The 14,246-nt window shown below is 65.0% G+C and carries 15 protein-coding genes; all 15 read right to left on the reverse strand.

The window, feature by feature from the left end:
- The coding region (locus tag AMD30_RS25470) for an ATP-binding cassette domain-containing protein (RefSeq protein WP_156354292.1) at positions 1-135 on the reverse strand (135 nt) is incomplete at its 3' end.
- Between the two features lie 97 nt (positions 136-232).
- Complete coding sequence (locus tag AMD30_RS15605) at positions 233-895, reverse strand: hypothetical protein (RefSeq protein ID WP_231632735.1); 663 nt, start codon at positions 893-895, stop codon at positions 233-235.
- A gap of 59 nt (positions 896-954) precedes the next feature.
- A complete protein-coding gene (locus AMD30_RS15610) occupies positions 955-1,962 on the reverse strand; it encodes an MlaD family protein (RefSeq protein WP_055476252.1) in 1,008 nt (335 codons plus the stop codon).
- Positions 1,959-2,954, reverse strand: coding sequence for an MlaD family protein (locus tag AMD30_RS15615; protein WP_055476253.1), 996 nt, complete (start codon positions 2,952-2,954; stop codon positions 1,959-1,961). The genes AMD30_RS15610 and AMD30_RS15615 overlap by 4 nt, the downstream gene beginning before the upstream one ends.
- Positions 2,951-4,048, reverse strand: coding sequence for an MlaD family protein (locus AMD30_RS15620; protein WP_055476254.1), 1,098 nt, complete (start codon positions 4,046-4,048; stop codon positions 2,951-2,953). The genes AMD30_RS15615 and AMD30_RS15620 overlap by 4 nt, the downstream gene beginning before the upstream one ends.
- A 1-nt stretch (position 4,049) precedes the next feature.
- Entirely contained in the window at positions 4,050-5,045 is a 996-nt protein-coding gene (locus AMD30_RS15625) for an MlaD family protein (RefSeq protein WP_055476255.1), read from the reverse strand.
- The gene (locus AMD30_RS15630; RefSeq protein ID WP_055476256.1) at positions 5,033-6,055 is read right to left on the reverse strand and encodes an MlaD family protein; all 1,023 of its coding nucleotides are present in this window, start codon (positions 6,053-6,055) and stop codon (positions 5,033-5,035) included. Before AMD30_RS15630 ends, AMD30_RS15625 begins: the two co-directional genes overlap by 13 nt.
- A complete protein-coding gene (locus tag AMD30_RS15635) occupies positions 6,056-7,030 on the reverse strand; it encodes a hypothetical protein (protein WP_156354294.1) in 975 nt (324 codons plus the stop codon). It abuts the gene before it with no gap.
- A gap of 82 nt (positions 7,031-7,112) precedes the next feature.
- Positions 7,113-7,979, reverse strand: coding sequence for an MlaE family ABC transporter permease (locus AMD30_RS15640; protein ID WP_084817286.1), 867 nt, complete (start codon positions 7,977-7,979; stop codon positions 7,113-7,115).
- A gap of 3 nt (positions 7,980-7,982) precedes the next feature.
- Positions 7,983-8,735 carry an ABC transporter permease gene (locus AMD30_RS15645; RefSeq protein ID WP_223375313.1) on the reverse strand — a complete coding sequence of 251 codons (753 nt, stop codon included), beginning with the start codon at positions 8,733-8,735 and terminating at the stop codon, positions 7,983-7,985.
- A 451-nt stretch (positions 8,736-9,186) separates the two neighbouring features.
- On the reverse strand, positions 9,187-10,884 hold the full coding sequence (locus tag AMD30_RS15650) for a phytoene desaturase family protein (protein ID WP_055476258.1): 1,698 nt from the start codon (positions 10,882-10,884) through the stop codon (positions 9,187-9,189).
- Between the two features lie 67 nt (positions 10,885-10,951).
- Complete coding sequence (locus AMD30_RS15655; RefSeq protein WP_055476259.1) at positions 10,952-11,815, reverse strand: SDR family NAD(P)-dependent oxidoreductase; 864 nt, start codon at positions 11,813-11,815, stop codon at positions 10,952-10,954.
- Positions 11,812-12,012 carry a ferredoxin gene (locus AMD30_RS15660; protein WP_055476260.1) on the reverse strand — a complete coding sequence of 67 codons (201 nt, stop codon included), beginning with the start codon at positions 12,010-12,012 and terminating at the stop codon, positions 11,812-11,814. The genes AMD30_RS15655 and AMD30_RS15660 overlap by 4 nt, the downstream gene beginning before the upstream one ends.
- A gap of 33 nt (positions 12,013-12,045) precedes the next feature.
- A complete protein-coding gene (locus AMD30_RS15665) occupies positions 12,046-13,440 on the reverse strand; it encodes an aldehyde dehydrogenase family protein (protein WP_084817288.1) in 1,395 nt (464 codons plus the stop codon).
- Positions 13,441-13,451: 11 nt separating this feature from the next.
- Positions 13,452-14,243, reverse strand: coding sequence for a coniferyl-alcohol dehydrogenase (locus AMD30_RS15670; protein ID WP_055476261.1), 792 nt, complete (start codon positions 14,241-14,243; stop codon positions 13,452-13,454).
- Positions 14,244-14,246: the final 3 nt, after the last annotated feature.

Consider the following 14,246-nt stretch of genomic DNA (forward strand, 5'->3'; position numbering starts at 1 on the left):
CACCGACTTACCGGTACCCGACGGCCCCAGCAGGGCAGAGACCTCACCAGCCGGCAACGTCAACGACACATCTCGCCAGATATTCTGCGAACCAAATGTTTTCGTCAGATTCTCGACACTGACCTCGACACCCATCATGCTCTCCCGTTGATCTGGTCGGCCGGCCGGCGACGTGTGGTCTGATCGTTCGTCTCGGTGCGACATCGGCTGTTCGTCTCGGTGCGACAGCGGTTCATCTCGGTGCGACAGCGCCGTCGATGCCGCCGACATCGGTGATCAGCCAGTCCTTCGAGCTGTCCATGGTGACGGTGTAACTGGCCGTGGACTGGACGCCGTCCGGGGCCTGCGCGTTCTTCGTCATCACGCTCACGAATGCGGCAACGACGTACACATCGCCCTCGTGGGACTTGACGCTCGCGGCGATCGGTTGCGCCGTCGACGTCCACTGCAGCGGCACGATGACCTGCTCCATCGACGACGACGCCTCGGTGAGCTTGGCGGTGAGCTCGGGAGACGTGTTGGCGGTCAACCGTTCGTTCCAGGCGGCCAGATCCTGGTAGTTCATCTCGGCGGCGCCGGTGGCGTAGTCGAGTGCGCGTTGCTGGGCGGTGGCGGCCGAGGCAGCCTCCGCCTGCATGGTGCTGACCGTGTCCGACTTGTCTGCGACGACGAAGCCGAGGATGCCGATCGCCGCGATCATGCCGAGGACCACGACGCCGGCAACGATCTGCTTGAGCCCCAAGGTGACCCCGGAGGCGCGGGCCAGCATCGAATCACCGCCTGCACCCTTCGCGCCGTTGACGCCGGCTTGTGTCGCCGATTCGGTTGCAGGCGTGGTCGGGTCGTCATCGGTCTCGGTTGTGCGCTTCTCGGCGTTCACGGTGGGGGTGCTCATCGGTGCTTCTCCTGATTTCGACGTCTGTTCATGCGGATCGGGTCCTGCCGGGTCAGCGGTCACCTACCACCCACTTTGACGACCAGACCGTTGCCGGTACCCGCGGTGGCGAGTGCGGTCCGCACGAGCGCACCGAGGTCAACGCTGCGTAGGCTGCTCGCACCGGCGGCCACCGACGGGAGTGCGGCGTCGCTGAGGACCCGCAGGTCCGGAGCCGCCTCGTCGAGGAATTTCTGTACGTGTTCGAGCAGCGGCTTGGCCTCCCGGTTGAGCGAGGTCGGGGCGTTGGTGGTGACGATGAACCCGTCCTGGCCGTCCGCACTCGTCGACGCCTTCTTGCCGCCCTCACTGAGGAACTTCGACAAGCCGATCGCGAAGCGCTCCACCGGGTCCCCGGATGCCGCGAGCGAGCCGCTGATGTCGGCTCCGTTGGTCAGCAACGGCTGGAAGTCGGTCAGCAAGGTGGTCAGCGACCCTCGGGTTGCCAGGATGGTCGTCTCGAGGAGCGCGCTCGCGTGCTGGATATTGGTCAGCACCTCTTGATCAGCCGGGAGCCCCTCGTTGATCTCGTCGACGATCGAACGGACCTGCCTGCTGTCGATCTGTTCGAGGAAGCGGGTGACTCGCGCCGACAGTTCATCGACGGTGGTCGGGACGGTCACCGTCGACGCCGTCAGTACGACGTCGTTGGAGAGCACCGGACCCGAATCGGTTTTCGGGGTGATCCCCAGATACGTCTCGCCGAGTGCCGAGAGGTTGTCGACCCGGTAGGCCGAGTTGACCGGAATCGTGTACTTGTCCTTGTAGTTCCACTCGATGCGCACACCCTCGACAGAGGGTTTCACGGCGGTGACCCGACCGATCGGTACACCTCGGAGCAGCACTTTGGAGCCGACGACGAGACCATTGGTGTGCTGCACCATCATGGTGGCGTTCCGCACGTTCACGTTGTTCGTGACCGACAGGCCCAGCGAGTTCAGGTAGGCGAGCGACGCGACGATCAGCGCCAGCAGCCCGGCGATCGACGCCAGGGTCCGGCCGTTGAGTGCCGACTGGCCGCGCCTCATCGAACCGCTCCCAGCATCCGGAGGACCTTGGTCACGTCGCCGATGATCTCGTTGCCGTCGGGTGTGGAGGCGGAGACGATCTCGAGCCCTGCTTTCCGGATGAACGGGAACAGGCTCTTCGACAGGAACTGCTGTAACAACTCCTGATTCGCACCGATGGCCTCGATCCCCTGACGCACGGTGCCGATGCTCCCGTCCACACCTCGCAGTAACGGCATCAGCCAGTAGCCTCCCTCGAATACGCTGCCGATACTCGGCAGGACAATGCCGATGCCGGAGAACAGCTTTCCCAACTGACTCCAGTAGTGCATGCCCTCGGGAGAGAGCATCGCCTCGATGTCGGGCAGGCGGGGAATCACCGTACGCGCGGTGGCATCGAGCCCGCGGATCATCCCGTCGAGCTGTCGTGTGTGTTCGGACAGACTGCTCAGATCGATCGCCGAGATCTTCGCGACGCGCCTGGTCTGGCGGATGTCGGGCAGAGCCGTGTTCATCGTCCGGATCACGTCCTGCATGTTCTGGATGCTGCCGCCGTTGACGAAGTTCGCGACCACGGCGAGGGTGTCCTCGAGCGGGGGCGGAGATGTCGTCTGCGACAGCGGGATGAGCCCGCCCGGTTCGATGACGCCGGCGCCGCCGCTGGTCGCGGACAGAGCCACATAGGGATCGCCGAGCACCGTGTTCTGGCGGATCGACGCGGTCACATCGGCCGGAATACGCACCTGTCCGGTCAGTTTCGCGGCGACGTCGACATGATCGCCGCGCAACGCCACCCCGGTCACCGATCCCACCTTGGTCCCGTTGAACGTGACGTCGGAGCCCTCCGGGAGATTCAGCGTGTCGTCGAACTGGACGGTGATCGTCTCACCGTCGCCTGCCGAACGGACCGACGAGGCGAGCTCGCCGGGATTGATCGTGCATCCGCCGAGGACGACCGTCACGATGATCGCGGCTGCCACTGTCGCCAGCCGTCCGCGCACTTGTGTGATCATCCTCGGACTCCAGCCACCAGTAGGTCCAGCACCCCGACACGGACCATCCGTGTGTCGGCTCCTTCGGTCGTGCAGCTGCCTGGCTTCACCGCGTTGACGCGGGCGCACCACACCTTTCCGACGGCGGCGCGCACCCGTACCTCCGGAGGCCGGATACGAAGGCCGGCACCTCGTCCGCGTTCGGCGACCAGGGCGACGTTCTCCGCCAGGGTCGGGATCGCGCCCAGCGCCTTCTTGATGTCACCCACGCGCGTCGCGGCGACGTGGATTGCGTCGGCCAGCACATCGAGTGTCGGGTACAGGTACTCGCCGTAGCGCGGCTCGATGTCGGAGATCAGCAGGAGCACGGGCTGCATGCCGTAGATCATGTTCACGGTTCCGGGCCAGAGGACCCGCGCCGCGACGTCGGTCGCCTCCGGGAGCTTGGTGATGATCGACGAGATGTCACCCCACCGCGCAAGCGCGTCCTTCGTCAGGGGCGCGGTCATCGTGATGATGGAGCCGATGTCGGCGATGGTGCGTTCCGGACTCTGCGCTGCGGATGCTGCTGTGCGCATGAGGTTCGCCGCGCGCGGCCCCGTGCCGACCAGGGAACCCGACATCTCCTCGATCGATCCCTCCAGCGACCGGGTGTCACCTTCCGGGGCGAGTTGATCGATCAGATCGGCCGCCGAACCGGTGATCTGCGAGATGCTCTGCGGAGTGTGCGCACGCTCGAGGGGGATGCACTCGGAGGCACGCAGCCGCGGCCCCTCGCGGTAGTTGCCGACGAGTTCCAGCGAGCGATCGGCGAGCACCGACTTCGATCGGGTCACGGCCTCGACGTCGGCGGGGATCGACCGGTCGGTGTCCATGGAGAACACCACGCGGACACCGGTGTCCTGCGGCTGTATCGACTCGATCGTGCCGATCGGATACCCCATCTGTGTCACTTTGTTGCCCGCATACAGTCCGATCGAGTCGGGCAGGATCGCACAATAGCCACCCTCCGACCGTGCCTGCGCGGTGCCCACTCCCGAGGTGGTGGTCGCGACAGCGGCCACGGTCGCCGCCACGGCCAGGCACACGGTCGACCTCATCGCCTTTCGCTTCACGTCAGCACTTCCTTCCTGCTACCGGCAGGCACATCGCGGTCGCGTCCAGCACGAAGGCGGAGTTCGCGTTCGGTGCGCCCTCCGGCGCCACCAACGAGGTCAGCCTTGCCTGGAGTGGACCGAGGTTGTCGATCATGGCGTCCATGCCGTTGCGCAGCCGGTCCGCGGTGTTCCGCGCGCCGACCACTGCCGCGTAGATCTGGTCGGAGTGGTTCAGGTAGAAGTTCGAGACCGCCCCGAGTCGCTGGAGAACGCCACCGAGCTGCCGGTAGGCCTCGGAGAATCCCGCCCGGTAGGTGTAGAACTGCGACAGCGCGACATTGACCTTGCGGATCAGCTCGAAGACGAACTCCCGGCTGTTGGCGAACGTCGTCATGTAGTTGCTCGCCATCGCCAGCACCGAATCGACCTGGCTCCGTTGCTTGTCGACGATCGTCGAGATCGACTGAAGTCCATCGATGAGGTGCCGCAACGACGCCGAGTTCTCGCCGAGACCGTCGGCGACCTGGGCGAGCGTGCTCTCGATCGGGTCACCGTCCACCTCATCGGTGATGCGCGGTAACTCCTGGAGTGTGTCGGCTATGGTGTACGGCACGGTCACCCGGTCCGCGGGAATCGCAAGGCTGCCCTCGGTGGCGCGGCCGGCCGGGACCAGCGACACGAAGTAGCCGCCGACTGCGGTCAACAGCTGTACACGGATGCTGGAACGGTCCCCCACGACGACGTCATCGGTGACATCCAGTTCGACCTCGACGTCGTTGGCGCGCAGTCGTACGTCGGCGACCTTGCCCACCGAGATTCCCGCGACGCGCACGTCTTCTCCTCCGCTCAACGACGCCGCGTCGCGCGTGGTGAAGGTGACCGCCTGTCGTCCGGGGGGTGCCAGGTAGAAGTAGCTCACCCCGGCGATCAGCACGGCGGCCAGTCCGACCGCGACCAGGCCCGTCAGGAAGTCGTTGGCGCGTACTCGCTTCCACGCACGCGTCACGCTCGGCATATGACCACTCCACTTCCGTTGATCAGGACCTTCGCCATCGCAGGAAGTGCCAGTTCACCTCTTGAACAGCGCTTTTCGGGCATGGGCGCGGTGACCGGGGACTGTAGGCCCTCCAACATCGTGGGGAGCATCTCGAGTGAGCGCCACAGATTGTCGATCGTCGGGAACGCCTCGGTGAGGATGCGGTCGACGTCGGTGTCGGGTTGGATGCCGAGCCCGGCCAGGATCGAGTTCAAGACGCCCATGAACGAGGGTCCGTAGTCACTGGCCTTGCGGAACTCGTCGAGCACGGTCAGCGTCGAATCGACCGGACCCTCGATGTCGCGGAGAAACTCCATGATCTGCGGCGACTTTCCGCCGAGTGTGTCCGAGATCCGCGACATGTTGGACACCAGCACCGAGATCACCTGCTGCCGATCGCTCGCATACCGGCTGAGCGTGTCCACGCTCTTCAGCATCGGCGCCAGTCCGCCGCCGTCACCTTGCAGAACGGTCAGGGCGTTCTGCGAGAAGGTGTTGATCTCCTCGGGGCTGAGTGTCTGCAGCACCGGCTGCAATCCGTTGAACAACTCGGTTATGTCGAACGACGGAACCGTCTGCTCGACCGGCAAACGGGTCACCGGCTCACCTGGTCCGTCCACACCCGTCACGTCGACGTACCGGACCCCGGACAGGTTGGCATACTTCACCGCCGCCTTGGTCTGATCGGTGAGCTTGTGCGGCTCCAGCAGGGTGAAGGCCACCTCCGCATGCGCCCCGCCGCTCTCCGACTGGCGCATCTCGATACCGGTGACCTTGCCGACCTTCACCCCTCGGACACGAACATCGGCATTCGGCCTCAGGCCCGAGGCGTCGGTGAAATCTGCTGTGTACCGGGCGGTGTCGCCCTCGACGGGATTCTTGATCCCGTTGGTGATGGCTGCGAACAGGATCACTGCGACGGCTGCGGCGGCGATGAGCTTCCACAGCGGACGGAGAATCCGGGCCGCGCCGGTGAATCGGCCGTTCATCTATCGTCCCCCGCGAGCTGTCATGGAGGTCAACGGCACGGCGAGCGCAGGGAGCAGCTCGAGTGCGAGGTTGACCTTGAGAACCGTTGTGCCATCGTCCTTCGTGGTGAAGGCGCCGTCGAGTCGCTGCACCAGGTCCCGCACGGTGACCGGCGTGAGCACGCCTTGGCCGATGGCCGGGAGCACCGTCGCGGCTTCGGTGGCCATCTGGACCGTCGAGGTCAGGTTTGCCTGGTTCGACTTCAGCAGCGTGCCGACCATCGAGAAGAAGTTGTCCGAGATCGCCTTCAGCGTCGAGGTGAAGTTGTTCTGCACCTCGTCACCCGCCGCGCGGAGTTCGCTGTTGTAGAAGTGGAACAGCGCCGAGATCGATCCGTCGACGAACGGCGGCAGTGCATCGACGATGGCGTTGTACTTCGCGATCAGCTCTGCCGGCATCTCGCGCTGAGTCCGTTCGACCACATCGGCGAGGACCACACCGGTGTGGATCAGCGGCTCGAAGGCCGAGGAGTACAACAGGACTCGTTTGATCGCGTCCATCGTCTCGGGCACGAGCGAGCCGTTGGCCACGTCCGAGCCCTGCTCGATCATGGTCGCCATCGTGTAGTCCGCCCCCGGATCACGCGTCAGATGATCACCGTCGCGGACCTCTCCGAAAGCGGCATCACCGGTGTCGGCGATGTTCAGTCCGGTGATACCGAAGTAGTTCTTCGGCCGGAAGTCGACGACGAAGTCGCGTCCGAGGCCGGCGACCGAGGATCGGTCGAGTTCGAGGGTCAGGGACGTGATGCCGACCTGGTCGACATCGAGGGAAGTCACCTTTCCGACGGGCGCACCATGCAGAACGACCTCGGTGCCGGCCTCGACGCCTGGTCCGACCGCCGGTGTGTCGATGGTGACCGTCACGATGTCGGGATCGTCGGGTGTCAGTGCCGGAACGGCGTACACCCCGATCAGCGTGGCAATGATCGCCACCGCCACGATGATCGCACCCGATCGCCGTAACACCTTTTGCCGGTGTCGGTCTGATCCGATCAGAAATCCGGAGACCATCAGTTCACCCCTTGAAGATCAGGTCCGGGTGAAGACCCCACAACAGGATGGTCATCACGAGGTTCAACACGATGGTCATGACGAGGCTCGCGCGGATTGCCCGCCCGGACGCACGCCCGACCCCTTCCGGCCCTCCGGACGCGAAGAAGCCGTAGTAACAGTGGATGATCGTGATCACCGCACAGAATGTCACCGCTTTGATCAGTGAGTACATGACCTCTACCGGGTCGAGAAACTGCGAGAAGTAGTGGTCGTAAGTGCCTGCCGGCGCCCCGTGCACGACTTTGACGAACAGACTCGCGGTCATGAACCCGATCGCCAGCGAGAGCAGATAACCCGGTATCACGCAGAGCATTCCGCCGACCAGTCGAGTACCGACGACAAAGGGGATCGAGCGGATGCCCAGGGTCTCGGTGGCGTCGATCTCCTCGGCGATACGCATCGAACCGATCTCAGCGGTCATGCGGCAACCGACCTGCGCGGCGAAACCGATGCCCGTCATGATCGGACCCATCTCACGGATGTTCAGGAAGGCGCCGATGACACCGGTCAGCGGTCCGAACCCGATGAGGTTCAACGTGTTGTAGGCCTCGATGGCAACGGCGACACCGATCGCGACACCGAGGATCATCAGCAGCGAGATGACTCCGCCGTCGACGATGATCGATCCACGGCCCCACGCCATGCTGTTCATGGTCTTGAGTGTCTGCTTGCGATAGTGGCGGATGGCGAACGGGATGTTCACGACGGTCTGGAAGGTGAACAGCGCCCACCGTCCTATCCCCTCCTGAATGCTGAAGACGCTCGTCGAGAGCCAGCGGCCGGTTCGCGACAGACCCGGGGTGACAGAATATTTCGTCGGAGATGACATCGATCAGCCCACCTGACTCGGAAAGAACATGGTCTGGAGCTGGGTCGTCATGAGGTTGGTGATGAACACCGCGACGAACCCCAGCACCACCGATGCGTTCACGCTGTCCGCGACGCCCCGGGGGCCGCCCTTGGCCTCGAGACCGCGGAGGCTCGCGATGATGACCACTTCCATGCCGAACAGCATCGTCTTGAGGATGGCGAAGTAGAAGTCGGTCTGGGTCGCGAACGCACCGAAGGACTGCCAGAAGCTACCCGGGATGACGCCGTTGATCGACACTGCGAGAACGAATCCGGCGGCCACCGCAGATGCCACGATGATCACGCAGAGGATCGGCGAGATGATGAGGATCGCCAGGAACCGCGGGAGGACCAGTCGCTGAACAGGATCGACGCCCATGACGCGCATCGCGTCGATCTCCTCGCGAATTGATCGGGCGCCGAGGTCGGCCGCGATCGCCGACGCCGCTGCGCCGCCCATGAGGAGTCCGGCCGCGATCGGCGCGCCCTGGGAGATCACCCCGATTCCGCTGGCGGCACCGGCGAGCGACTTGGCGCCCACCTGATTGACGACGGCGCCGACCTGGATCGAGATCTCCGTGCCGAACGGCAGCGCGATCAACAGGGCAGGCAGTGCAGTCACCGTGAGGAGGAACCAGGCCTGCTCCAGCGTCTCCACCATCGGTAGCCGCATCCGGAGGGTCTCGGTCACCGAGTATCGCAGCACGTCAGCGGTCAGGGTGGCGGCCCGCCCCATCGTGGCGACCGATTGCTTCGGAACGGTCCTCAGGTACTTGACCGTGCCGGCACCCACCCTGGTTGCGATCGCACCGAGTCCGCCGCCGGAAGGGCGCGGGGGACGGGCGATCTCATCCCGGGCGGTGAGAATCTCGGCCTCGGAGGCCGAGACTTGAAGATCGCGCATACCTTCCTCTCAGAAGACCTTCGGAGACCAGCTCCGGAATTTAATCGATATTTGATTAAGCAAGCGGTTCGCATCGATGCTGTTTGTGTCGCGGATCACAAGGAACCTTAACCATAAGCACACCTATGGTCAACCCCCGTTTGGATCGCTCGACCAAGTCGCTTGCCCAGGCCATCTAAATCGCCCAAACCCCGCGTCATGACACCGATTTCGGGCAGCAAGCAACCCGCGACGGATGCCGGCCGGGAAGCCACCGGCACCCGCGCGGGTTGCGTCGAGCGATCTATCGGGTTGCCGAGACCGCCTTCTCATACCGTGCCTCGAGCGTCTTCTCACGCACCAGACCCGAACGGAGTCGGTCACCGAGACCCGCGCCGTCCTCCTTGCGGAACTCCTTCAGCATGACCCGGGCCGCGTTCTGTCCGGGCATACCCGAGATACCGGCGACGGGGTGCGTCCCGGCACCGGTGAGGTACAGCCCCGGGATCGGGGTGTTGTAGCCGGCGAACTTGTCGGCCGGCTTGAGCGGGCCGAATCGGGAGATGACCGGATCCACGTGGTAGACGCTGCCGTCGATGGCCCAGAACCGGTCCTCGATGTCGGGCAAGGCCAGGTCACGGCGCGCGACCTCGAGGGTCTCGATCCCCTCGTAATAGTGCGATGCATCGCGGATCACGCGTTCGGTGATCTGCTTCTTCACCACGTCCCACGGCTCACGGGGGATCGACGGTGTCAGACCGGTCCAGAACCAGAAGATGTCGCATCCGTCCGGTGCGAACCCCTTGTCGAACGCGGTGGTTGCGTGGCCCAGCCCCGGGATATGCTCGGGGACATCGCCTCTGACGCAGGCCTTGGCCGCGTCGAGGCTCTCCTGATAGGTGTTGAACGAGTTGCAGCCGAGTCGGAGGTCGATTCCGTCGCCGCGCCACTTCTCGTGCTTCGCCATCGAGATCTTGCCGCTGAGCGCGATGTTCAGCTTGTAGTCGGCGATCCCGCGCCGACGCGTCGGGATCTTGTCGGCCTTGTTCTGGAGCACACGCGGGAGCGCGCCCTCCGGGAGCAGACGTGTCAGGGTCGTCTTCGGACTGCACGCGGTCAGAACGCCACGGCGAGCGTGGATCTCCTCGCCACCCACGAGCCGAACGCCGGTGACGCGACCGTTGTGCATGACCAGCTCCTCGACCGGAGCGCTGGTGCGGACACGTCCACCGTTGGACTGCAGGCTGCTGACCAGCGCGGCCGGGAGTGCACCGGTACCGCCGTGGAACATCGACACCCCGTACTTGCTGAGGACACCGAGGTAGATCAGCGACCATCCCGACATGTCCGCGTCGAAAGGCATGAACGGCAACGCGATCAGCAGCGGCGCCTTGATCGCGTCACTGGTGAAGCTGTCCTCGATCGCCTCCGCCTGCGACGACGCCATCCAGCGCCCGACCGCCACGAGCTCCTTGCGGTTCTTGACCATCCCCTTGGTGGCCTGCAGAACCTTCTTGATGTCCGGCTTGACCGGGCTGGTCTGCATCAGCGGCAGACCGATCTCCACTGCCGCGTCGATGACCCGGTACAGGTCCAGAAGCGCCTCGGCGTCGGACGGCGAGAAGTAGCGCAGCTCATCGGCGGTCCGCTGGGGATCCCGCCACATGGCCAAGGACGTGCCATCGTAGTTGAGCTGCACGTGCGCGGGGTCGATGACCGTTTGCTTGAGCCCGAACTTCCTGGACAGTCCCAGTTCCTTGTCGATCGTGGTGGTACGGAACAGCGAGGCCTGCATCGATGCCTCGTTGATGGTGTATCCGGGGGCCTCGGGCAGGAACGGGTTGGTTGACGTCATGCCACCGACGGTCGGCGACGCTTCCACGACGAGGACGTCGAGGCCTGCCTGCGCGAGGTAGGCGGCCGAGACGAGTCCGTTGTGGCCGGCTCCGACCACGATGATGTCGGCGGTGTTCTTCGCTGTGCTCTTCGGTGCTGGGCTCACTGCTCTTCTCTCTTCTGATCTCTTCTGGGTCCGGTGGTCACGGCCAGGTGGCTCAGGCCGTGGAACTTCAGGCAAGCGGGTTGCTACCGGGTGTCGCGCCGGTCAGGTCGCAGATCTGCGTCCACCGCTCGGCGACATCTGCCGGAGTCGGCGGCTCGGTGAAGGTGGTCCCCGTGCCCTGGAAGAGGGCGACGCGTTGCACCAGGCCTCCGCCGACCACGAAGACCGAGCCGGTCTCGGTACAGATCGGGTTGACCAGGTGTGTGACGACCGGGGCGACGAACTCCGGCGGGAGCCTGTCGAGGACCTCGCGAGGGGCGACGTCGGCAGTCATCCGAGTCGCGGCAAGCGGTGCAACGGCATTGGCGGTGATCCCCGACTTCGCACCTTCGATGGCCAGGGTGTTGATCAAACCGACCAGCCCCGCCTTCGCGGCGCCGTAGTTCGCCTGCCCGAAGTTGCCGTACAGGCCACTGGTGGACGTGGCGACCACGATCCGGCCGTGCTTCTGCTCCCGGAAGTGCGGCCACGCCGCGCTGGTGACGTTGAAACCACCGTAGAGGTGGACCTTCATCACCGCGTCCCAGTCCTGAGGCGACAACTTGGCGAAACTCGAGTCACGCAGGATGCCCGCGTTGTGGATCGCGCCGTCGATCTGGCCGAATTTGTCGATCGCGGTGCCCACGAGTGCCAGTGCACCCGAGACATCGGAGATGTCGTCGTAGTTGGCGACCGCGTCACCGCCTCGGTCGCGGATCTCGGCGACCACCTCGTCGGCCATGGCCGATCCTCCGCCGGTGCCGTCACGATTGCCACCGAGATCGTTGACGACGATCCGCGCACCTTCGCCCGCGCACGACAGTGCGTATTCGCGGCCGAGTCCGCCGCCGGCACCGGTGATGACGATGACCCGGCCGTCCAAGCCGCTCATCCGGCATCCCGGAGAACTCGCAGTGCCTCGGTCGGGCAACCGGCGATGGCCTCTTCGACCTCCATGAGGTCGGCGTCGGTGACCTCGTCCTTGAGAACGAGTAGTGAACCGTCGTCGTCGATCTCGAAGAAGTCCGACGCGAGTGATTCGCAGATTCCCAGCCCGGTGCACCGGGCCTTGTCGAGCATTACCTTCATTTCTTCCTCCGACCGGTGGCGGGTTACGCCACCTCAGAACAGCTTTCGCATGATTGCCAGATCCCGCACCGAGTAGGGCGGATAGATGAGACGGATGTCGGGCCTGGCGGTCTTCGACAGCACGGCCTTGCGGTGACTGAGACGCTCGAACCCCCACTGTCCGTGATAATCACCGATCCCGGAGTCACCCACCCCGCCGAAGGGCAACGCGGGTACCAGGCAGTGCATCGCGATGTGGTTGATCACCGCTCCCCCGGACGGGATGGAGTCGATCAGATGACGCCCCAACGCGCTCGACGAGGTGAACGCGTACATCGCCAGCGGCTTGGACCTCTGGTTGACGAACGCGATGGCCTCGGGGATGGAGTCCACGGTCAGCACCGGAAGGATCGGCCCGAAGATCTCGTCGTGCATCACCGCGTCGGTCGGCGCGGGATCAAGGATGACCGTCGGTTCGATGGTCAGCCGGTCCTCGTCGGTCGCGCCACCGGTGACGATCGTCCCGGTGGTGGTGGCGAGGTAGTTCGCGAGGCGGTCGAACTGACGACGGTTCACGATCCGAAGCGCCGAATCATCCTCAGCCGAACGGAATTCGGCAATCGTGGCGGCGATCTTCTCGACCAGCCGGTCGACGATGTCGCGATGGGCGAGTACGTAATCCGGTGCGATACAGGTCTGCCCTGAGTTCAGCATCTTCACCCAGGCGATCCGCCGGGCCGCGACGTCGAGATCGGCGTCGGCGGCGACGATGACGGGACTCTTGCCACCCAGTTCCAGTGTCACCGGTGTGAGCGTGGCGGCGGCGCCCGCCATGATCTTCTTGCCGATCTCTGTTCCGCCGGTGAACAGGGCGTGGTCGAATCCGAGTGCGAGAAGCTCCTGTGTCACCAGGCCGTCACCCTCGACGACCGTGATCGCCGAGGAGTCCAGGTACTCCGGGATCAGCCTGGTGAGCAGCGCCGATGTGGCCGGAGCGAGCTCGGACGGTTTGACCACGGCGCAGTTGCCGGCCGCGACCGCCGCGATCAGCGGGCCGAGGGTGAGGTAGACCGGGTAGTTCCACGGGCCGATGACGAGCACGACGCCGAGCGGCTCGTACTGCACCCAGCCGCGCCCCGGCAGCTGGTTCAGCGGCAACGGGACCCGCCTGCGCTTCATCCACTTCTTCAGATGCTTACGGGCATAGGCCGCTTCGCCGGCAGTCGACGCGATGTCACCCAACCACGCTTCGGACGCGCTGCGCCCGAGGTCCTCGGCCAGGGCCTTGGCGATCTCGCGCTCACGCTCGGCGAGCAGCCGCTCGATGGCGGCCAGTTGCCCGAGTCGCCACTCGATGTCACGGGTGCGTCCGGATGCGAAGGTCTCCCGCACGGATGCCATCATCCGCTCGTGGTCGACCGTCTGGAGGCCCTGTATCGACGTTGCCATGTCGGCGATCCTCAGATCTCGGGCGCCGGGACGACGCCCGTCAGCACGGCCCCGGTCACGCCGCCGTCCACGGGCAGTGCCTGACCGTTGACCCAGTGCGCCACGTCGGAGGCCAGGAACACCAGCACACCGGCGATGTCGTCGGGCTCCGCATGGCGACCCAGCAGGTTCTTGAGTCCGTCCAGGGTGTCCTTGCCCATCGATTCCTCGAAGTCGGTCAGGATGGGCGTCTCGACCGGGCCCGGCAGAACCGCGTTGATCCGGAACCCCATCTCCGCCAGGGCAAGTCCCATCGACATGGTGTAGACGGTGGAGACCTCCTTGGAGAAGTTGTAGGTGTTGCCCTCCTGGGGGTTCGACTTGAACCACGCCAACCCTTCCTCGAAGGTGTCGGTGCTGAGCACGTCACGGATCTGTTCGAGACGCGCCGGCCAACCGAACCCGGCGGTGGAACTGACGATGGTGATGCTTCCGCCCGGATTCAACCGTTCGAAGAATGCCTCCGAGAGGTGCCGCACAGCAAGCGAATTCACCGCGAAGACCAGCTCACCCGGGAGGGTCCCCGGTACGCCGGCGATGTTCAGCAGACCGTCGAAGGAACCCTCGAGGGATTCGATCGCGGCATCGATGCTGTTCGGATTCGCCAGGTCGACCTCGGTGTGCGAGGTGACCGCGACGGTGGGCACGTTGCGGTCGAGGCTGTGCACCTCGGCGCCGAGCCCGAGCATCTTGGAGGCGGTCGCCGCGCCGATACCCGACGCGGCGCCGGTGACGACGAACCGCTTTCCGTTGAATTCAGACATGGT

Origin of the sequence: Gordonia sp. HS-NH1, from assembly GCF_001418765.1 — a bacterium.
Taxonomy (GTDB): Bacteria; Actinomycetota; Actinomycetes; order Mycobacteriales; family Mycobacteriaceae; genus Gordonia.